The following is a 22,826-nucleotide window of genomic DNA, read 5'->3' as shown; positions in this document are numbered from 1 at the left end:
CCTGAAGTGCATCCAGAGAGAGACGCGGACATGCAAGGCTCGTTGAAGGATAGGTTGGCGGCGCTGTCTCCGGAGCAGCGTCAGCAGCTGGCGCTCCTCCTGAAGCAGCAGGGGTCGGTGTCCTCGAACACCCTGTTTCCGCTCTCGGAGAACCAGTGGGGGCTGTGGTTCCTGTACCAGCTCGCGCCGGAGAGCGCCGCGTACAACGTGGCGCTACCCATCCGCGTCAACGCCACCGTGGACCTGAAGGCCATGGAGCGCACCCTGGCGCGGCTGGCCGCCCGTCACGCCGTGCTGCGGACGACGTACGAGACGACGGCCGAGGGCCCGCGCCAGCGGGTCAACGAGCGGCAGGGCGTGGCGCTGGAGCAGCACGACGTGCCCGGCGTGACGGACCCGGAGCTCTTCGTCCATATGCGGCGCAGCTACCTGCGCCCGTTCGACCTCCAGCAGGGCCCCGTGGCGCGGCTGGACATCTTCTCCGTCGGGCCTCAGGACCATGTCCTGCTGCTCGTCGTCCACCACATCGCCACCGACCTGTGGTCCATGGCCATGCTGCTGGAGGAGCTCCAGCAACTCTATCGCGAAGAGACGGGCGGCGAGTCCGCGCGGCTCGCCCCGCTGCCGACGGACTACGCGGGCTATGTGCGCCAGCAGAAGGAGATGCTCGCGGGCGCGCGTGGGCTGAAGATGGAGGAGTACTGGCTGCGCGAACTCCAGGGCGGAGCGCAGCCGCTGGAGCTGCCGGCGGACTTCTCCCGCCCGCCGGTGTGGACGTTCCGGGGCGCGGTGCATGAGCTGAGCTTCGGCCCGGAGCTGGCCGCCAGCCTCCGGGCGCTGGCGCGCACCGAGGGCAAGACCATTTTCGCGGTGATGCTGGCGGCGTGGCAGACGCTGCTGCACCGCTACACCGGGCGCACCGACATCATGGTGGGCACGCCCATGTCGGGCCGCACGCAGCCGGACCACCAGCGGCTGTCCGGGTACCTGGTCAACTTCGTGGTGATGCGCGGCGACCTGGAGGGGGACCCCACCTTCAGCGAGCTGCAGGATCGCCTGTACCGGAAGGTGCTGGGAGCGCTGGAGCACCAGGACTTCCCCTTCCACCGGCTGTCCGAGCGGCTGGGGATGAAGCCGGACTCGAGCCGCCCGCAGTTCATCGAGGCGGGCATCTCCGTGGACGCCATGCTGCGCCTGCCCGGGCTGGGCGCGGGCTCCTCGCTGCCGGGCGAGCCGGTGCCCTTCTTCGCGCAGCAGGACGGCCAGCTCGACGTGCACCTGCACCTGGTGGACACGGGCTACGACATGATGGGCGCCCTGCGGTACGCGGCGGACCTGTTCACGCCGGAGACGGCGGCGCGCATGGTGACGCACCTGCGGCGGCTGCTGGAGGGCATCGTCCGCAACCCGTCCGCCCGGCTGTCCGAGCTGCCGCTGATGGGCGAGGACGAGCGCCGCCGGCTGCTGGTGGAGTGGAACGACTCCTCCGTGGCGCTGCCCCCGGACCCGGTGGCGCACCACGTCTTCCACGAGCAGGTGGAGCGCACGCCGGACGCCCTCGCCCTCGTCTCCGGTGAAGAGTCCCTCACCTACCGCCAGCTCCAGGCGCGGATGCGCCAGCTCGGCGGGCACCTGCGCTCACTCGGCGTGGGCGCGGACAGCCGCGTGGCGGTGTGCGTGGAGCGTGGCGGCTTCGACCTCGTGGTCGCCATGCTCGCCACCCTGGAGGCGGGAGGCGCGTTCCTCCCGTTGGATCCGGCGCACCCGCCGGAGCGCCTGGCGTACCTGCTCCAGGACTCGGCCGCACAGGTGTTGCTGACCCACAGCGCCATCCTGGAGCGGCTCCCGGAGCACGAGGCCCTGAGCGTGTGCCTGGACGTGGCGGACGAAGTTCCGTCGGGCCAGGCGTCCATCCTCCCCCTGACGCCGGATGCGCTGGCGTACAGCGTCTCCCGGATGGACCTGCTGGAGGCGGAGCACCCTGCCCTGTCGCCGGACGACCTGGCGTACGTCATCTACACGTCCGGCAGCACGGGCCGGCCCAAGGGCACGCTGCTGCACCACCGCGGCCTGGTGAACACGGCGCTGGCGGCGGCGCGAAGCCTGCGCCTGGCGCCCGGGGAGCGCGCGCTCCAGCTCGCGTCGCCGGCCTTCGACGCGTCGGTGTGGGAGGTCTTCTCCGTGCTGCTGTCCGGCGCCACGCTGGTGCTGGCCCCGCGCGAGCAGCTGATGCCGGGCGAGGAGCTGCAGGCCCTGCTGGCCTCGCAGCGCATCACCACGGTGACGTCCACGCCCACGGTGCTCTCGCGGCTCCAGCCGGAGAGTCTGCCCGCGCTGCGCACGGTGGCCTCCGCCGGTGAGGCCCTGCCGCCCACGCTGGCGCGCCGCTGGGGCGAGGGCCGCCTGCTGCTGAATGCGTACGGCCCGACGGAGACGACGGTGTGCGCCTCGGTGACGCCGGGCCCGGTGGACCCGGAGCGCATCACCATCGGCCGGCCGTTCGCCAACACGCGACTGTACGTCCTGGACGCGGGCCTGCGCCCGCTGCCCGTGGGCGTGCCGGGCGAGCTGTACATCGGCGGCGTGGGCGTGGCGCTCGGCTACCTGAACCGCCCGGAGTTGACCGCGGAGCGCTTCCTCACGGACCCGTTCAGCACCGAGCCCCGGGCCCGGCTGTATCGCACGGGAGACCGGGCGCGCTGGCTGCCGGACGGCGAGCTGGAGTACCTGGGCCGCATCGACTTCCAGGTGAAGCTGCGCGGCCTGCGCATCGAGCTGGGGGAGATTGAGGCCGCCCTGCTCGACCAGCCCTCCGTCCACGAGGCGGTGGTGCTGGTGCGCGAGGACGCCTCGGGCGATCCGCGCCTCGTCGCCTACGTCGTCCCGAAGTCGTCCGCGTCTCTGGTCGTGGAGGACGCGACTCCCGACCTGGACCTGGCGCCCCTGCGGGCCGCGCTCAAGCAGCGGCTGCCCGAGTACATGGTGCCCTCGGCCTTCGTCGTCCTGGGCGCCCTGCCCCTGTCCCCGACGGGCAAGCTGGACCGGAAGGCGCTGCCCGCGCCGGCCGCGCCCCAGCTGGTGTCCGCGGACCCGGCCGAGGCCCCGCGCACGCCCGTGGAGCAGCTCCTCGCGGACGCCTTCGCGGAGGTGCTGAGCCTGCCGCGCGTGGGCGTGAATGATGACTTCTTCGCGCTCGGCGGGCACTCCCTGCTGGCCACGCGCGTGGTGTCGCGCATTCGCTCCAGCCTGGGCATCACCCTGGCCCTGCGCGGCCTCTTCGAGGCGCCCACCGTCGCCATGCTCGCCCGGCACCTGCAAGCCGCGGCCACCCAGGTCCGGCTCCCGGCGCTGGTCCGAGCTTCGCGCGAGGGCTCGCTGCCGCTGTCCTTCGCACAGCAGCGCCTGTGGTTCGTGGATCAGCTCATCCCCGGGGATGCCGCGTACAACATCCCCGCCGCGCTCTGGCTGTCCGGCGCCCTGGACGTGGAGTCGCTGCGCCGCGCCTTCGAGGAGCTGGTGCGCCGCCACGAGGTACTCCGCACCACCTTCACCGTCACGCGCGGTGTGCCCGCGCAGCTCATCCACGCGCCCTCGCGCTTCGAGCTGCCCGTGGTGGAGGTCTCCACCGAGTCCACGGAGGAGTCCCGCGCCGAGGCCCTCCGTCTCTGCCAGGAGGACGCGCGCCAGCCCTTCTCCCTCTCCCAGGGCCCGCTGCTCCGCGCCTCGCTGCTGAAGCTGGGCACCGAGGAGCACGTGCTGCGCATCAACATGCAGCACAGCATCTCCGACGGCTGGTCCGTGGGCGTGCTGGTGCGCGAGCTGGCCATGCTCTACGGGGCCTTCCAGGCCGAGCGTCCCTCGCCGCTGCCGGAGCTGGCGGTGCAGTACGCGGACTACGCCGTATGGCAGCGTGACTGGCTCCAGGGGGAGGTGCTCGACACGCAGCTCGCGTGGTGGAAGGAGCAGCTCCAGGGCCTCACGCCGCTGGAGCTGCCCACGGACTTCGCGCGTCCCGCCGTGCGCCGCCAGCGCGGCGGCATGGTGGGCGTGGCCTTCCCGAAGGCGCTCGCCGACGACCTCCAGAAGCTGGCCCGCCAGGAGGGCGCCACGCTCTTCATGGTGCTGGTCGCCGGCTTCCAGGTGCTGCTCGCCCGGTACTCCGGGCAGCAGGACGTGACGGTGGGTACGCCCATAGCAGGGCGTGGCAGCCAGGAGCTGGAGTCGCTGCTCGGTGTGTTCGTGAACACGCTGGTGCTGCGCGCGCGCATGGAGGACCGGCCCACGTTCCGGACGCTGCTGTCGCGCGTGAAGGACATGACGCTCGGGGCCTTCGCGCACCAGGACATCCCGTTCGAGAAGCTGGTGGAGGCGCTGGAGCCCACGCGCGACCTGTCCCGTCAGCCCCTCTTCCAGGTGATGTTCGCCCTGCAGAACGCGCCCATGGGCGACCCGGCGCTCCCGGGCCTCTCGGTGCGCCTACAGGAGATCGACAACGGCACTTCCAAGTTCGACTTCACGCTGTCCCTGATGGAGACGGCCCAGGGGCTGGGCGGCTACCTCAACTACGACGCGGACCTGTTCGAGGCCGCGACGATGGAGCGGCTCGTCGCTCACTACCAGCGGCTGTTGGAGGGCATCTGCCGCGCGCCCCAGCAGCGCGTGGACACGCTGGAGCTGATGACGGACGCGGAGCTGCGCGAGGTGCTGGTGGACTGGAACGCCACCTCCACCCTGTACCCGGCGGACGCCAGCGTGCACGCGCTCTTCGAGGCGCAGGCGGACCGCACGCCGTCCGCGGTGGCGGTGGTGGCGGGCGACGTGGAGGTGACGTACGCCGAGCTGGAGCAGCGGGCGAACCAGCTCGCGCGCCGGCTGGTGGACATGCGTGTGGGGCCCGAGGTGCGCGTGGGCGTGTGCCTGGAGCGCTCGGTGGACCTGGTGGTGGCGATGCTCGCCATCCTCAAGGCGGGCGGCGCGTACGTGCCGTTGGATCCGGCGCACCCGGCCGAGCGGCTCGCGTACATGCTGGCCGACAGCGGTGTGCCCATCCTCCTGACGCACGGCACGCTGGGTGAGGGCCTGGACGCGCCCGGCATCCTCCTGCTGAACCTGGACACGGAGCGGCCGGTGCTGGGGGCGATGAGCCACCAGCGCGTGCGCTCGCACGTCACCCCGGACGGGCTGGCGTACATCATCTACACGTCCGGCTCCACGGGGCGGCCCAAGGGCGTGGCCGTGCACCACCAGGCCATCCTCCGGCTGGTGATGGAGACGGACTACGTGCGGCTGACGCCCGAGGACCGGGTGGCGCAGCTGTCCAACACGTCCTTCGACGCGGCCACCTTCGAGGTCTGGGGCGCGCTGCTCTGCGGCGCCAGGCTGGTGCTGGTGCCGCGCGACACGTCGCTGGTGCCCGCGGACCTCGCGAAGGCGCTGCGCGACGGCGGCGTCACCACGCTGTTCGTCACGACGGCCCTCTTCAACCGGATGGCCCGCGAGTACCCGGAGGGCTTCGCCACGGCGAAGCAGGTGCTCTTCGGCGGCGAGGCGAGCGACCCGGAGGCGGTGCGCCGGCTGCTGGAGGCGGGCCCGCCGCAGCGCCTGCTCCACGTGTACGGCCCGACGGAGACCACCACGTTCGCCACGTGGCACCGCGTGGAGTCCGTGGACGCGGGGGCGCGGAGCATCCCCATTGGCCGTCCCATCGCGAACACCACGGGCTACGTGCTGGACGCGGCCCTTCGGCCGGTTCCGAGGGGCGTGGTGGGCGAGCTCTACCTCGGCGGCGACGGCGTGGCCCGTGGCTACCACGAGCGCCCGGAGCTGACGGCGGAGAAGTTCGTCTCGGACCCGTTCTCCACGGTGCCGGGCGCGAGGCTGTACCGCACGGGTGACCTGGTGCGCCTGCGCGCCAGCGGCGCCATCGAGTTCATCGGCCGTGTGGACCACCAGGTGAAGCTGCGCGGCTTCCGCATCGAGCTGGGGGAGATTGAAACGGCGCTCCAGGCGCACCCCGGCGTGACGGAGGCGGTGGTGCTGGTGCGCGACGAGCACGGCGACCGCAAGCTGGTGGCGTACCTGGTGGCGGCGGAGGGGCAGCAGCCCATGCCCGCGGAGCTCCGAGAGCACCTGGTGCGGACGCTGCCGGAGTACATGCTGCCGGCCGCCTTCGTCACCCTCCCCGCCTGGCCGCTCAACGCGAACGGCAAGGTGGACCGCAAGGCGCTCCCCGCGCCGACGGGCGAGCATGCCGCCACCACCGTGGCCGGCGGAGACGCTCCGAGCACGCCGGTGCAGCAGCTGGTGGCGGACGCCTTTGCCCAGGTGCTGGGCCTGCCGGCGGTGGGCCTGGGCGATGACTTCTTCGCGCTGGGTGGCCACTCGCTGCTGGCCACGCGCGTGGTGTCGCGCATCCGCTCCAGCCTGGGCTTCGAACTCCCCCTGCGCCTGCTCTTCGAGGCCAGCACTCCGGGACGACTCGCGGAGCGCATCGAGTCGCTCGGCCTCACGGGCACGCGGCTCCCGCCGCTGGAGCGCGCCTCGCGCGAGCAGCCCCTGCCGCTGTCCTTCGCCCAGCAGCGCCTGTGGTTCGTGGACCAGCTCATGCCGGGCGACGCCACGTACAACATGCCCGTGGCCCTGTGGCTCACCGGCACGCTGGACGCCGAGTCGCTGCGCCGCGCCTTCGAGGCCCTGGTGCACCGCCACGAGGTGCTGCGCACCACCTTCGCCGCCGGCCCCGACGCGGGCCAGCCCGTGCAGGTCATCCACCCGCCCGCGCGCTTCGAGCTGGCCCTCGAGGACCTGTCCTCGCGGCCTGACGTTGAGGCTCGCGAGGAGGTGCAGCGCCGGGCCATGGACGAGGCGCGCCGGCCCTTCTCCCTCGCTGACGGCCCGCTGCTGCGCACGTCCCTGCTGAAGCTGGGCGAGCGCGAGCACGTGCTCCTGCTCAACACGCACCACAGCATCTCCGACGGCTGGTCCGTGGGCGTGCTGGTGCGCGAGCTGGGAACGCTCTACGTGGCCTTCCACGCCGGCCAGCCGTCGCCACTGCCGGAGCTGCCCGTGCAGTACGCGGACTACGCCGTGTGGCAGCGCGGCTGGCTCCAGGGCGAGGTGCTGGACACGCAGCTCTCCTGGTGGCGCCAGCAGCTCGCCGGCCTGGAGCCGCTGGAGCTGCCCACCGACTTCCCCCGTCCGGCCGTCCGCCGCCAGCGCGGCGCCACGGTGGCCGCGCGGTTCCCCAGGGCCGTGGCGGATGGGCTCAAGTCCCTGGCGCGGCAGGAAGGCGCCACGCTGTTCATGGTGCTGGTGGCCGGCTTCCAGGTCCTGCTCAGCCGCTACTCCGGCCAGAAGGACGTGGCGGTGGGCACGCCCATCGCCGGCCGCCGCACGCAGGAGCTGGAGTCGCTGCTCGGCATGTTCATCAACTCGCTGGTGCTGCGCGCCAGCCTGGAGGGCAACCCCACCTTCCGCGAGCTCCTCGCCCGCGTGAAGGAGTCCACCCTGGGCGCCTACGCCCACCAGGACATTCCCTTCGAGAAGCTGGTGGAGGCGCTGGAGCCCACGCGCGACTTGTCCCGCCAGCCCCTCTTCCAGGTGATGTTCGCCCTGCAGAACGCGCCCGCCAGCGCCCCCGAGCTGCCCGACGTCTCCGTGCGCCTCCAGGAGGTGGACAACGGCACGTCCAAGTTCGACCTCACCGTGTCGCTGCAGGAGACCGCGGACGGGCTCGAGGGCACGTTCAACTACGACGCGGACCTCTTCGAGGCGGCGACCCTGGAGCGGATGGTGGAGCACTTCGGGCGGCTGCTCGAAGGCGTGGTGACTTCCGCGGACCAGCGGGTGGCCGAGCTGCCCCTGCTGGCCGAGCGAGAGCGGCGCCAGCTCGTGTCGGACTGGAACGCCACCGCCGTCGACTACCCGCGTGACGCCTCGCTCTCCTCGCTGTTCGAGCGCCAGGTGGCCCTCACCCCGAACGCCGTGGCGCTCGTCTCGGAAGAGACGACCATCACGTACCTGGAACTGGAGCAGCGCGCCAACCAGCTCGCGAGGCTGCTGCGGGGCCTGGGCGTGCAGGAGGAGACTCCGGTCTGCTTCTGCCTGGAGCGCGGGGTGGAGCTCATCGTCGCCCACCTCGCCATCCTCAAGGCGGGTGGCTTCTACGTCCCGCTGGACGCGTCCTATCCGGCCGAGCGGCTCAACTCGATGCTGGAGGACATCCAGGCGCCCGTGCTGGTGACGCAGCGCAAGCTGGAGTCCGCCTTCGCTGGCCGCTTCGCCACCACGCTCTGCATGGACGCGCTGCCCGCCGAGGCCGCGTCCATCCCGGTGACGCCGCCCCCCGTGGCCACGCATGGCGGCAGCACTGCCTACGTCATGTTCACCTCCGGCTCCACGGGCCGGCCCAAGGGCGTGCTGGTGCCGCACCGGGGCGTGTCGCGCCTGGTGCTCGGGAGCACCTTCATGCGCTTCGGGCCGGAGGAGCGGATGATGCTTGCCGCGCCCGTCACGTTCGACGCCTCCACGCTGGAGATCTGGGGCGCGCTGCTGCACGGCGCGCGGCTGGCCCTGGCGCCTCCCCACTCCCTGTCGCTGGAGGACCTCGCGTCCCTCAGCGATCGGTACTCGCTCACCACGATGTGGCTGACCGCGGCGCTGTTCGAGCAGATGACGCTCCACCAGCCGGAGGCTCTGGCCCGCGTGTCGCAGGTGCTGGCCGGAGGAGACACCCTGCCGGTGGCCCGCGTGCGCGAGCACCTGGCGCGGCTGCCGGACGGGTTCGTGTTCGTCAATGCGTATGGCCCCACGGAGAACACCACCTTCACGACCTGCCACCGGATGACCCGCGAGTCGCGCCTCGGCGCCGCCGCGCCGCTGGGAGGCCCCATCGCCAACACGCGCGTCTACATCCTCGACGATACGCTGCACCCCGTCCCGGTGGGCGTGCCCGGCGAGCTGTTCTGCGCGGGCGATGGCCTCGCGCACGGCTACCTGCACCGGCCGGAGCTGTCGGCGGAGAAGTTCATCCCGGACCCGTTCAGCATCGAGCCGGGCGCCCGCATGTACCGCACCGGCGACCGCGCGCGGTGGCTGGCGGACGGCACGGTGGACTTCCTCGGCCGCGTCGACTTCCAGGTGAAGGTGCGCGGCTTCCGAATCGAACCCGGAGAGGTCGAGGCCGCGCTCCGCACGCATGAAGGCGTCCGAGAGGCGGTTGTCATGGCCCGCGAGGACGTGCCCGGCAACAAGCGCCTCGTTGCCTACGTCGTCCCGGTGTCACCGCAGGAGGGACATGCGGCCACGGTGGACACCGCGGCCCTGCGCACGTACCTCAAGCAGAAGCTGCCCGAGTACATGGTGCCCGCAGCCTTCGTCCTCCTGGACGTGCTGCCGCTGTCGCCCAACGGCAAGGTGGACCGGAAGGCCCTGCCCACGCCGGATGCGGCGCAGGTGCCGCAGGGCGAGTACACCGCGCCCCGTGACGAGGTGGAGCAGCGGCTGGCCGACATCTGGGCCGCCGTGCTGCGCCTGCCTCGCGTGGGCATCCACGACAACTTCTTCGCCCTGGGTGGCGACTCCATCCTCAGCCTGCTCGTCGTCTCCCGCTCGCGTCAGGCCGGCTTCCCCCTCACCGCGCGTCACCTCTTCCAGCACCAGACGGTGGCGGAATTGGCCGTCGCCGCACGCTCCGCTTCCGCCCTGGCCACCATCGACCAGGGGCCCGTCACCGGCCCCGTGCCGCTGACGCCCGTGCAGCGCTACTTCCTGCAGCACCAGGCCAGCCACCCGCACCACTTCAACCAGTCGCTGCTGCTGGCCGCTCACCAGCCGCTGCACCTGGACGTGCTGGACAAGGCCCTGCGCGCCCTGCTCGCCCACCACGATGCCCTGCGCCTGCGCTTCCGCCAGCAGGACGACGGCTCCTGGGTTCAGGACAACGCCTCCATCGACGAGGCCCCCCTGCGCCTGGAGCACCATGACCTCTCCGCGCTCTCCGAGGCGGAGCGGCTCAACGTCATGGAGGCCCACGCCACCCGTCTCCAGGCGTCCTTCGACCTGAGCCAGTCGCCGCTGCTGTGCGCGGCCCTCTTCAACCTGGGCTCCACCCAGCGGCTGCTCATCTGCGTGCACCACATCGTCGTGGATGCCGTCTCCTGGCGCGTGCTGCTGGAGGACCTCCAGACGACCTATCAGCGCCTGCTGCAAGGCGGTCAGCCCGCGCTGCCGCCCAAGACGACGTCCTTCCAGACCTGGGCCCAGAAGCTCCAGCAGTACGCCCTCTCGGACGCGATGAAGAAGGAGGCCCAGGGGTGGCTGCGCCACGTCGACACCCCTCCGGCGCCCCTGCCCACCGACCGGAACGGCCCCAACACCTTCGGGTCCGCCCGGACGGTGACGCTCGCCCTCGATACCGAGGAGACCCGCGCGCTGCTACGCGAGGTGCCCACGGCCTGGCGCAGCAACCTCCAGGACGTGCTGCTCACGGCCCTGGCCCGCTCCCTGGCGGACTGGACGGGTCGGCATGACGTGTGGGTGAACCTCGAAGGCCACGGCCGTGAGGACTCGCTCATCGACGGCGCGGACCTGTCCCGCACGGTGGGCTGGCTCACGGCCATCTACCCGGTGCTCCTGCCCATGCCCCGGAACGGCACGGCGGGTGACGGGCTGCGCGCGGTGCGCGAGTCCCTGCGCCACATCCCCCACCACGGTGTCGGCCACAGCATCCTCAAGTGGCTCGGCCCCGACGAGCTCAGTGCTCCACTCCGCGCCCTGCCCGCGCCGCAGGTGGCCTTCAACTACCTGGGCCAGCTCGACGCGTCCTCGGATGCCAACGCCATCCTCTCCCTGGCCAACGAGCCGTCCGGTGCCCAGTTCGCGGCGGACGCCCTGCGCATGCACCCGCTGGAGGTCAACGGCTCGGTGCTGGACGGGCGCCTGAGCCTCCTCTTCATCTACAGCGAGAATCTGCACGAGCAGACCACCATCGAGGCCCTGGCCAAGGGCTTCCTCGCGCACCTGCGCACCCTCATCACCACGAGCCGCTCCGACGACGCGAAGCGCCTGGGCACCGCGGACTTCCCGCTCGCCTCGCTCACGCAGCCCGTGCTCGACACCCTGCTCCAGCAGCAGGGCCCGGCCGTCGAGGACCTCTACCCGCTGTCCCCGCTCCAGCAGGGCCTTCTCTTCCACACCGTCCTGTCCCCTGAGTCCGGCGTCTACTTCGAGCAGCTCGCCTGGACGGTCAGCGGCGCCATGGCGGTCGAGCACTTCCGTCAGGCGTGGCAGGGCCTCGTGGACCGCACGCCCATCCTTCGCACGAGCTTCGCCTGGGCCGACCTCGAGTCGCCGCTCCAGGTGGTGCACTCGCACGCGGAGCTGCCGTGGGCGCAGCTCGACTGGCGCACCGTGCCCGCCGCCGAGCAGAAGGCCCGCTTCGCCCAGCTCCTCCTGGACGACCGGGCCCGGGGCTTCGACCTGCGCAAGGCCCCGCTGATGCGGATGACCGCGGTGCGCCTGGCCGAGGACACCTGGCGCTTCCTGTGGAGCCACCACCACCTGCTCCTGGACGGCTGGAGCCTCAGCCCGGTGCTCCAGGACGTGTTCGTCCTGTTCGACGCCGTCGCCTCGGGCCGTGAGCCGAAGCTCCCGACGCGTCCGCCGTACCGCGACTACATCGCCTGGCTCCAGCGTCGGGACACGGAGGCGGATGACGCCTTCTGGCGCTCGGCGCTCCAGGGCTTCAGCTCGCCCACGCCGCTTCCAGCCGACACGCACGTCACGCCTCCCGAGGGCCAGCACGCGGCCCAGCACATGCTGGAGGTGGCGCTCACGGTGGAGCAGTCGAACGCGCTCCAGGCCTTCGCGCGTCAGCACCAGCTCACGCTGTCCACGCTGATGATGGCTGCCTGGGGCTTCGTCCTCGGCCGGCACAGCGGGGAGCAGGACGTGGTCTTCGGCAACACGGTGGCCGGCCGTCCGCCCGAGCTTCCCGGCGCCGAGGCCATGGTGGGCCTGCTCATCAACACGCTGCCGGTGCGCATCCCGCTCCCGGCTGGGACCACCCCGGTGGCCACGTGGCTGCAGGCGCTCCAGACGCAGTACCAGCAGTCGCGCAACCACGAGCACACGCCGCTGGTGCACATCCAGTCGCTGGCGCCGGTGCCGCGCGGCACGCCGCTGTTCGAGTCCCTGCTCGTCTTCGAGAACTACCCCATCGACGACTCGCTCACGCAGCGCACGTCGGCCATGGCGGTGCGAGACGTGGAGGGCGTGGAGCGCACCAACTATCCCATCACCGCCACCATCCTCCCGGGCCAGAAGCTGCGCCTGCGCCTCACCTTCGAGGAGCCGCGCTTCACCCGTGACAGCATGGGCCGGGTGCTGGACCAGTGGCGTCTGGCGCTCCTGTCCCTCGCGGCTCCGGAGACGCAGAGCCTCGCGGACGTGACGATGATGGACGCCGAGGAGCGGCACCGCGTCGTGGTGGAGTGGAACGCCACCGATGTGGCGTTCCCCTCGGAAGCCAGCGTGCAGCACGTGTTCCACCAGCAGGTGGAGCGCACACCGGAGGCCCCCGCCCTCATCGCCGGGGACACGGTGCTCACGTTCCGCCAGCTCCAGGGACGCGCGCGTCAGCTCGCGTACCGGCTGGAGGCCCTGGGCCTGGGTGCCGAGGGCCGCGTGGCCCTGTGCCTGGAGCGAGGCAGCCCGGATCTGGTGGTGGCGATGCTCGCCACGCTGGAGGCCGGTGGCGCCTTCCTGCCGCTGGACCCCGCGCACCCGCCCGAGCGGCTCGCGTACTACCTGGAGGACTCTCACGCGCAGGTGCTGCTGACGCACCGGGCGCTGGTGGACCGCCTGCCGGCCCACGGCGCGAAGGTGCTGTGCCTGGACGAGGAGGCCGAGCTCCTGTCCCGCCTGCCGGAGGCGCCGCCTGCCGTGAGCGTCGGGCCGGAGCGCCTCGCGTACGTCATCTACACCTCGGGTAGCACGGGCCGGCCCAAGGGCACGCTGCTGCACCACCGCGGCCTCGTGAACACGGCGCTGGCCATCATCCAGGGCCTGCGCATCGAGCCCGGTCAGCGAGCCCTGCAGCTCGCGTCCCCGGCGTTCGACGCCTCGGTGTGGGAGGTCTTCTCCGCGCTGCTGTCCGGGGCCACGCTCGTCCTCGCCCAGCGCGAGCAGCTCCTGCCGGGTGAGCCGCTCCAGACGACCCTGGCGCAGCAGCACATCTCAGTGCTGCTGGCGACGCCTACCGCGCTGGCCACGCTCCAGCCGGAGGCGCTGCCCGAGCTGCGCACAGTGGCGTCGGGAGGCGAGGCCTGCCCGCCCGCGCTGGCGCGGAGCTGGGTCCAGGGCCGCACGTTCCTCAACGCGTACGGACCGACGGAAGTCACCATCGTCGCGACGATGACGAAGGGCTCCATGGACCCGGAGCGCCTTAGCATCGGCCGCGCGATTCCCAACACGCGCCTGTATGTCCTGGATGCGGCGCTGCGTCCGCAGCCCGTGGGCGTGCCGGGCGATCTGTACATCGGCGGCGTGGGCGTGGCCCGGGGCTACCTGGACCGCCCGGAGCTGACCGCCGAGCGCTTCATCCCAGACCCGTTCAGCACCGAGCCCGAAGCGCGCCTCTACCGCTCGGGAGACCGAGTGCGCTGGCGCGAGGACGGCCAGCTGGAGTACCTGGGCCGCATCGACTTCCAGGTGAAGCTGCGCGGCCTGCGCATCGAGCTCGGGGAGATTGAAGCCGCCCTGCTCGACCAGCCGACCGTCCATGAGGCGGTGGTGCTGGTGCGAGAGGACGCCCCCGGCGACAAGCGCCTCGTCGCCTACGTCGTCCCGAAGCCGCCCGTGTCCCAGGACGCGGCGGCCCCGGAGCTGGACCTGGCGCCCCTGCGCACCGCGCTCAAGCAGCGGCTGCCCGAGTACATGGTGCCCTCGGCCTTCGTCGTCCTGAAGGCCCTGCCCCTCTCCGTGACGGGCAAGCTGGACAAGAAGGCGCTGCCGGCGCCGGACGCCTCGCACCAGCTCCCGCAGGGCGAGTACGCGGCGCCGCGAGACGAGGTGGAGCAGCGACTGGCCGACATCTGGGCCGCCGTGCTGCGCCTGCCTCGCGTGGGCGTCCACGACAACTTCTTCGCCCTGGGTGGCGACTCCATCCTCAGCCTGCTCGTCGTCTCCCGCTCGCGTCAGGCCGGCTTCCCCCTCACCGCGCGTCACCTCTTCCAGCACCAGACGGTGGCGGAACTGGCCGTCGCCGCACGCTCCGCTTCCGCTCTGGCCACCATCGACCAGGGGCCCGTCACCGGCCCCGTGCCGCTGACGCCCGTGCAGCGCTACTTCCTGGAGCATCAGGCCAGCCACCCGCACCACTTCAACCAGTCGCTGCTGCTGGCCGCCCACCAGCCGCTGCACCTGGACGTGCTGGACAAGGCCCTGCGTGCACTGCTCGCCCACCACGACGCCCTGCGCCTGCGCTTCCGTCAGCAGGACGACGGCGCCTGGGCTCAGGACAACGCCTCCATCGACGAGGCCCCCCTGCGCCTGGAGCACCATGACCTCTCCGCGCTCCCGGCCGAGGAGCAGCGTCGGGAGCTGGAAGCCCATGGCACGCGCCTCCAGGCGTCCTTCGACCTGAGCCAGCCACCGCTGCTGTGCGCGGCCCTCTTCAACCTGGGCTCCACCCAGCGGCTGCTCATCTGCGTGCACCACATCGTCGTGGACGCCGTCTCCTGGCGCGTGCTGCTGGAGGACCTCCAGACGACCTACCAGCGCCTGCTCCAAGGCGGTCAGCCCGCCCTGCCTCCCAAGACGACCTCCTTCCAGACCTGGGCGCAGAAGCTCCAGCAGTACGCCCAATCGGACGCGATGAAGAAGGAGGCCCAGGGGTGGCTCCGTCATGCGGCCACGCCCCCGGCGCCGCTGCCCACGGACAGCTCCGGCCCGAACACCTACGCCTCCGCCCGCACCGTCACCTTCACGCTGGACACGGAAGAGACCCGTGCCTTGCAGCGCGAGGTGCCCACGGCCTGGCGCAGCAACCTCCAGGACGTGCTGCTCACGGCCCTGGCGCAGGCTCTGTCGGACTGGACGGACCAGGGCCACATCTGGCTCGACCTGGAAGGCCACGGCCGCGAGGACTCGCTCATCGACGGCGTGGACCTGTCCCGCACGGTGGGCTGGTTCACCTCCATCTACCCGGTGCACCTGTCCCTGCCTCGCGGCGGGACGGCGGGCGACAACCTGCGCGCGGTGCGCGAGTCCCTGCGCCACATCCCCCATCACGGTGTCGGCTTCGGCATCCTCAAGTCGTTGGGGCCCGACGAGCTCAGCGCGCCCCTCCGTGCGCTGCCCACGCCGCCGGTGGCCTTCAACTACCTGGGACAGCTCGACGCGTCCTCTGACACCGCGGCCCTGCTCTCGTTCGCCAACGAGCCCGCGGGCGCGGAAGTGCCGCCCGAGGCGCTCCGCATGCACCCGCTGGAGGTCAGCGGCTCCGTGCTCGGCGGGCGCCTGCAGCTCGTGTTCGCCTACAGCGAGAACCTGCACCGCAAGCCCACCATCGAGGCGCTGGCGAAGCGCTTCCTCAAGCACCTGCGCGCCCTCATCACCGAGAGCCACTCCGACGACGCGAAGCGGCTCGGCACGGCGGACTTCCCGCTCGCCTCGCTCACCCCGCCCGCGCTCGACTCGCTGCTCCAGCGGTACGGCTCCAGCGTGGAGGACCTCTACCCGCTGTCCCCGCTCCAGCAGGGCCTGCTCTTCCACACGCTGCTGTCCCCGGAGTCCGGCGCCTACTTCGAGCAGCTCGCCTGGACGGCCAGTGGCACCATGGACGTGGCGCACTTCCGCCGGGCCTGGCAGGCGCTCATCGACCGCACGCCCATCCTCCGCACGGGCTTCGCCTGGGAGGGACTCGACGCTCCGCTCCAGGTGGTGCACGCGCACGCGGAGCTGCCGTGGGCGCAGCTCGACTGGCGCACCGTGCCCGCAGCCGAGCAGAAGGCCCGCTTCGCGGAGCTCCAGGCGGAGGACCGTCGCCGGGGCTTCGACCTTCGCAATGCCCCGCTGATGCGCATGACGGCGGTGCGCCTGGCGGACGACACGTGGCGCTTCCTGTGGAGCCACCACCACCTGCTCCTGGACGGCTGGAGCCTCAGCCCCATCCTCCAGGACGTCTTCACCCTCTTCGACGCCTTCGCCTCCGGGCGCGCGCCGAAGCTGCCGGCGCGGCCGCTGTACCGCGACTACATCGCCTGGCTCCAGCGCCGGGACACGGCGGCGGATGACGCCTTCTGGTGCACCACGCTCCAGGGCTTCAGTGCTCCCACGCCGCTGCCCGCGGACACCCACGCCACGCCTCCGGCTGGAACCCAGGCCCGGCAGCACACGCTGGAGCTTCCTCTCACGCAGCAGCAGTCCGCCGCGCTCCAGGCCTTCGCGCGCCAGCACCAGCTCACGCTGTCCACGCTGACCATGGCCGCCTGGGGCTTTGTTCTCTCGCGCCATGCTGGCGAGCCGGACGTGGTCTTCGGCAACACCGTGGCCGGCCGTCCGCCCGAGCTTCCCGGCGCCGAGCTCATGGTGGGCCTGCTCATCAACACCGTGCCCGTGCGCATCCACGTGCCGGTGACGACCACCCCCGTGGCCACGTGGCTGCAAGCGCTCCGCGAGCAACAGCAGCAGACGCGCAACCACGAGCACACCCCGCTCGTCCACGTCCAGACGCTGTCCTCCGTGCCACGTGGCACCACGCTGTTCGAGTCCCTGCTGGTCTTCGAGAACTACCCCATCGACGAGTCGATGGAGCAGCGCACCAGCGCCATGTCGCTGAAGGACGTGGAGGGCGGAGACCACACGCACTACCCCCTCACCGCCACCGTGCTCCCGGGCCGCACCACGAAGCTGCAGCTCACCTACGAGGAGCCGCGCTTCGAGCGCGAGAGCCTCCAGCGCGTCCTGGAGCAGTGGGGCCGCGCACTCGTGTCCCTGGTGGCCCCCACCACGCAAACGCTCGCGGACGTGACGATGATGAGCGCCGAGGAGCGCCAGCGCGTCCTCGTCGACTGGAACGCCACGGACCTGGAGCATCCGCGCGACGCCTCGCTCGCCTCCCTCTTCGAGCAGCAGGCCGCGCGCACGCCGGACGCCGTCGCCCTCATCTCCGGAGAGGAGTCGCTCACCTTCGCGCAGCTCGAGCAGCGCGCCACCCACCTCGCCGGAGTGCTGGCCGTGCTCGGCGTGGGTGCGGAGACGCCGGTGGGCGTGTGCCTGGAGCGCGGAATCGACCTCGTCGTCTCGCTCCTGGCCATCCTCAAGGCGGGCGGCCTGTACGTTCCGCTGGATCCGGCCTACCCGCGCCAGCGGCTGGGCTTCATCCTGGAGGACTCGGGGGCCCGGCTCCTGCTGACCCGCGCGTCGCTCGCGTCCGTCCTGCCGGAGCACTCCGCGCGGGTGCTCTGTGTGGACTCGGACGAGGTGGGCTCCGGCCTGGCCGTGCCGTCCGCCGCGCTGCCGGTCGTCTCCAGCCACCAGCTCGCGTACCTCATCTACACGTCGGGCTCGACGGGCCGGCCCAAGGCCGTGGCGATTGAGCACCGCAACGCGGTGGCCTTCCTGGCCTGGGCCCGCACGGTGTTCCCGCCCGAGGTGCTCACCGGCACGCTGGCCGCGACGTCCATCAACTTCGACCTCTCCGTCTTCGAGCTGTTCCTCCCGCTGACCACGGGTGGCACGGTGGTGATGGCGGAGAACGCCCTGGCCCTGCACACGCTGCCTGCGGCCAACCGCGTCACGCTGGTGAACACGGTGCCGTCCGTCATGGCGGAGCTGCTGCGCTCGGGCCCGCTGCCCGAGAGCGTCCGCGTGGTGAACCTGGCCGGCGAGCCGCTGCCCACGTCCCTGGTGCGCCAGCTCTACGCGCAGCCCGGCGTGTGGAAGGTCTACGACCTCTACGGTCCGTCCGAGACGACGACGTACTCCACCTACGCCCTGCGCCGGGCGGACGGGCCGGCCACCATCGGCCGCCCCATTGGCAACACGCGGCTCTACGTCCTGGACGAGCAGCGGCAGCCGGTGCCGGTGGGCGTCCCCGGAGAGCTGTTCATCGGCGGCGCCGGCGTGGCCCGAGGCTACCTGGGCCGCCCGGACCTGACCGCCGAGCGCTTCCTCGATGACCCGTTCCACTCCGCGGACGGCGAGCGCATGTACCGCACCGGAGACCGCGTGCGCTGGAAGGAGGACGGCACGCTGGAGTACCTCGGCCGCGTCGACTTCCAGGTGAAGGTGCGTGGCTTCCGCGTGGAGCCGGGAGAGGTGGAGACCGTCCTCTGCCAGCACGAGGGCGTCCGCGAGGCGGTGGTGGTTGCACGCGAGGACTCCCCGGGTGACAAGCGCCTCGTCGGGTACGTAGTCGCGGCGGCGACGGCACACGGTGGAGAGCCCGCGGCGCTGACCGCCTCCATCCGGACCTTCCTCCAGCAGAAGCTGCCGGAACACATGGTGCCCTCGGCCCTCGTGGTCCTGGACGCGCTGCCCCTGTCGCCGAACGGCAAGGTGGACCGCAAGGCGCTGCCCGCGCCGACCACCACGCAGGCCGGCACCGCCACCGAGGCCGGCAATGCCGCCCACACGCCCGTCCAGCAGCTCCTGGCCGATGCGTTCGCGGAGGTGCTGGGCCTGCCCGCCGTGGGGCTCAACGACGACTTCTTCGCGCTCGGCGGGCACTCCCTGCTGGCCACGCGCGTGGTGTCCCGCATCCGCGCCAGCCTGGGCGTCGAGCTGCCCCTCCGTGCCCTCTTCGAGGCCAGCACGGCCGGTCAGCTCGCGGAGCGCATCGAGGCCCTGGGCCTGACGAAGGGCCCGCAGCTCCCGCCGCTGGTGGAGACCTCGCGCGAGCAGCCGCTCCCGCTGTCCTTCGCGCAGCAGCGCCTCTGGGTCCTGGAGCAGCTCCTCCCCGGTGATGCGACCTACAACATCCCGGTGGCGCTGGGCCTCTCCGGCACGGTGGACGTCGAAGCGCTGCGCCGCGCGTTCGAGACGGTGGTGCACCGCCATGAGGTGCTCCGCACCACCTTCGCCATGGGCGCGGACGGACAGCCCGTCCAGGTCATCCACCCGCCCGCCCGCTTCACGCTGCCGCTGGAGGACCTGTCCTCCCTGCCGGACGCGGAGGCTCGCGCCGAGGTGCAGCGCCGCGGCCAGGACGAAGCACGCCAGCCGTTCTCCCTCACGGACGGTCCGCTGCTCCGGGCCTCGCTGCTGAAGCTGGGCGCCAGCGAGCATGTGCTCCTGCTCAACATGCACCACATCGTCTCGGACGGCTGGTCCGTGGGCGTGCTGGTGCGCGAGCTGGGCGCGCTCTACGCGGCCTTCAAGGAGGGCCAGCCGTCGCCGCTGCCCACGCTGCCGCTGCAGTACGCGGACTACGCCGTGTGGCAACGCGGCTGGCTCCAGGGCGAGGTGCTCGACGCGCAGCGCTCCTGGTGGCGCCAGCAGCTCGCCGGCCTGGAGCCGCTGGAGCTTCCCACCGACTTCCCCCGTCCCGCCGTGCGCCGCCAGCAGGGCGCCACGGTGGAGTTCAAGCTGCCTCGGGAGCTCAGCGACTCGCTCCGCGCCCTGGGCCGCCAGGAGGGCGCCACGCTGTTCATGGTGCTGCTCGCGGGCTTCCAGGCGCTGCTCAGCCGCTACTCCGGCCAGAAGGACCTGGCGGTCGGCACGCCCATCGCGGGCCGCCGCACGCAGGAGCTGGAGCCGCTGCTCGGCATGTTCATCAACACGCTGGTGCTGCGCACCAGCCTGGAGGGCGCGCCGACCTTCCGTGAGCTGCTGTCTCGCGTGAAGGAGTCCACCCTGGGCGCCTACGCGCACCAGGACATCCCCTTCGAGAAGCTGGTCGAGGAGCTTGAGCCCACGCGCGACCTGTCCCGCCAGCCGCTCTTCCAGGTGATGTTCGTCCTCCAGAACGCCCCCATGGGCGAGTCCGCGCTGCCGGGGGTGTCGGTGAGCCAGCGGACGCTCGACAACGGCACGTCGAAGTTCGACCTCTCCGTCGCCATGCAGGAGACGGCGGACGGGCTGGAGGCCGGCTTCAACTACGACGTGGACCTCTTCGAGGCCGCCACCATCCACCGCATGGCCGGACACTTCCAGAAGCTGCTGGAGGGGCTGGCCGGAGACCCGGGGCAGCGCGTGTCCGAGCTGGCCCTCCTGGGCGAGACGGAGCGCCGTCAGGTCCTGATGGACTGGAACGCAACGGAGACGGAGTACGCCCGCGAGTCCTGCATCCACGAGCTGTTCGCGGCGCAGGCGGAGCGCACGCCCCGCGCGGTGGCGCTGATGTCCGGCGAGTCGAGGGTGACGTACGCCGGCTTGCGCCAGAAGGTGGATCGCCTGGCCCGGCGGCTGCGGACGCTCGGTGTGGGCCCGGATGTGCGGGTCGGCGTGTCCGTCGAGCGCTCCGTGGACATGGTCGTCGCCATGCTCGCGATCCTCGAAGCGGGCGGCGCCTACCTGCCCCTGGACCCGGTGTACCCGGCGGAGCGCCTGGCGCTGATGCTGGAGGACTCGGGAGCTACGGTGCTCCTCACGCAGCACCACCTGTCGGGCACCTTCGCCGGCTACGGCGGGCATGTGGTGCACCTCGACGGGCCGAAGGATGACGCCAGCCGCTCGCGCGCCAGGACCAACACCGTGAAGGCTTCGCCGGATGACGCCGCCTACGTCATCTACACGTCCGGCAGCACGGGGCGGCCCAAGGGTGTCGTGGTTCCCCACCGCACCGTGTCCAACTTCTTCACGGGCATGGACGCGCTGCTGGGCAGCAGCACGCCGGGCGTGTGGCTGGCCGTCACCAGCATCTCCTTCGACATCCACGTCCTCGAGCTGCTCTGGACGCTGTGCCGCGGCTACCAGGTGGTGCTGCATGACGAGCACGCGGCGGCACGCATGGGCTCGGCTCCGACGCTGCCGGAGTTGCTGGGGCGCCACGCCGTGACGCACTTGCAGTGCACGCCGTCCTTCGCGCGCTCGCTGGTGCTGGCGCCGGAGACGGTGGCGGGCCTGGGCGCGCTGGAGCACCTGCTCGTCGGCGGCGAGGCGCTGCCCGGCTCGCTGGCGCGCCAGCTCCGCTCCGCCCTGCCCTCGGCGGCGCTCACCAACATGTACGGCCCGACGGAGACGACGGTCTGGTCGTCCACGTACACGGTGATGTGCGACGACTTGCCGGCCACCGTCTCCATCGGTCGGCCCATCGCCAACACGCGGCTCTACGTCCTGGACGAGCACCTGCTGCCGGTGCCGGTGGGCGTGCCCGGTGAGCTGTTCATCGCTGGCGAGGGCGTGGTGCGCGGCTACCTGGACCGCCCGGAGCTGACGTCCGAGCGCTTCATGCTGGACCCGTTCCACGCCGGGTCGGGCGCCCGCATGTACAGGACGGGAGACCGGGTGCGCCGGCGCGCGAATGGCACGCTGGACTTCCTCGGCCGCATCGACTTCCAGGTGAAGGTGCGCGGCTTCCGCATCGAGCTGGGAGAAGTCGAGTCCGCCCTGCGCGCTCACCCGGGCGTGGCCGACACGGTGGTGGTGGTGCGAGAGGACGCTCCGGGCGACAAGCGCCTCGTGGCGTACCTGGTCCCCACGGGCACGGAAGCCGCGGCGGACGCCACGGCCCTGCGCACGTTCCTCAAGGAGCGGCTGCCCGAGTACATGGTGCCGTCGGCCTTCGTCGTCCTGGAGGCGCTGCCGCTGACGCCGAACGGCAAGGTGAACCGGAGGGCGCTGCCGGCGCCGAGGCAGGAAGGCTCGGGCGTGGCGCACGTCGCCCCGCGCGACTCGCTGGAGCTGGCCGTGGCGCGGCTGTTCGAGGAGGTGCTGGGAGCGCGCTCGGTGGGCATCCACGACGACTTCTTCACGCTCGGCGGCCACTCGCTGCTCGCGGTGCGCCTCATGGGCCTGCTCCGCGAGCGGACCGGACGCACGCTGCCCCTGGCGGCGCTGTTCCAGGCCTCCACGGTGGAGCAGCTCGCCGCCCTCGCCCGGCGCGAGCCCGCGCCGTGGATTCCACTGGTCCCCATCCAGCCGGGCGGAGACCTGCCGCCGTTCTTCCTCGTGCACCCGGTGGGCGGCGGTGTCCTCGGCTTCGCGGAGCTGGCGCGTCAGCTCGGTCCCCGGCAGCCCCTCTACGGGCTGGAGGCGCAGGGCCTGGACGGCGCGGAGCCTCCGCTGGAGTCCATCCTGGAGATGGCCTACTTCTACATCGAGGCCCTCCGCACCGTGCAGCCGCACGGCCCGTACCGGCTGGGAGGCTGGTCGCTCGGCGCGGTCATCGCATTCGAGATGGCGCGCGTGCTACGCCTGCGCGGCGAGGAGGTGGACGTGGTGGCACTCATCGAGCCGAGCCCCACCTCCTACGCCAAGGGCGAGCCGCTGCCAGACGCCTCGGCGCTGGCGGGCCTCTTCGACGCGGAGCCCGCGCAGGCCGTGGGCCTGTCCCCGGAGCAGCGGGCCGCGCTGGAGCGCGTCTTCACCGCCAACCTGGGCGCGCTCCACGCGCACACCCTGAAGCCACAGGCCGGCACCGTCACACTGCTGCTGGGCGCGGACACTCAGGGCCTGGACGAGCATGGCCCCGCGCGAGGCTGGGACACGCTGGCCGAGCACGTGGACGTCCTGACGATGCCCGGAGACCACCACTCCCTCTTGAGCGCTCCCTACGTGGAGCGACTCGCGACGGCCCTGGCCGCGCTGCTGGAACGTGCCCGGACCCACGCGAGCGACACCGAATCCCGGCGCCGGCCAGGCTGAGCCCCCAGGCGCCCCAC

The 22,826-nt window shown here is 72.0% G+C and carries 1 protein-coding gene; it reads left to right on the top strand.

The features are described 5' to 3' along the window. Positions 1–30 precede the first annotated feature (30 nt). Positions 31–22,809, top strand: a complete 22,779-nt coding sequence (locus G4D85_RS33795; protein WP_164018189.1) for a non-ribosomal peptide synthetase — start codon at positions 31–33, stop codon at positions 22,807–22,809. Positions 22,810–22,826: the final 17 nt, after the last annotated feature.

It is taken from the genome of Pyxidicoccus trucidator (assembly GCF_010894435.1).
GTDB classification, from domain to species: domain Bacteria; phylum Myxococcota; class Myxococcia; order Myxococcales; family Myxococcaceae; genus Myxococcus; species Myxococcus trucidator.
This window is presented reverse-complemented; position numbering and strand designations above follow the sequence as displayed.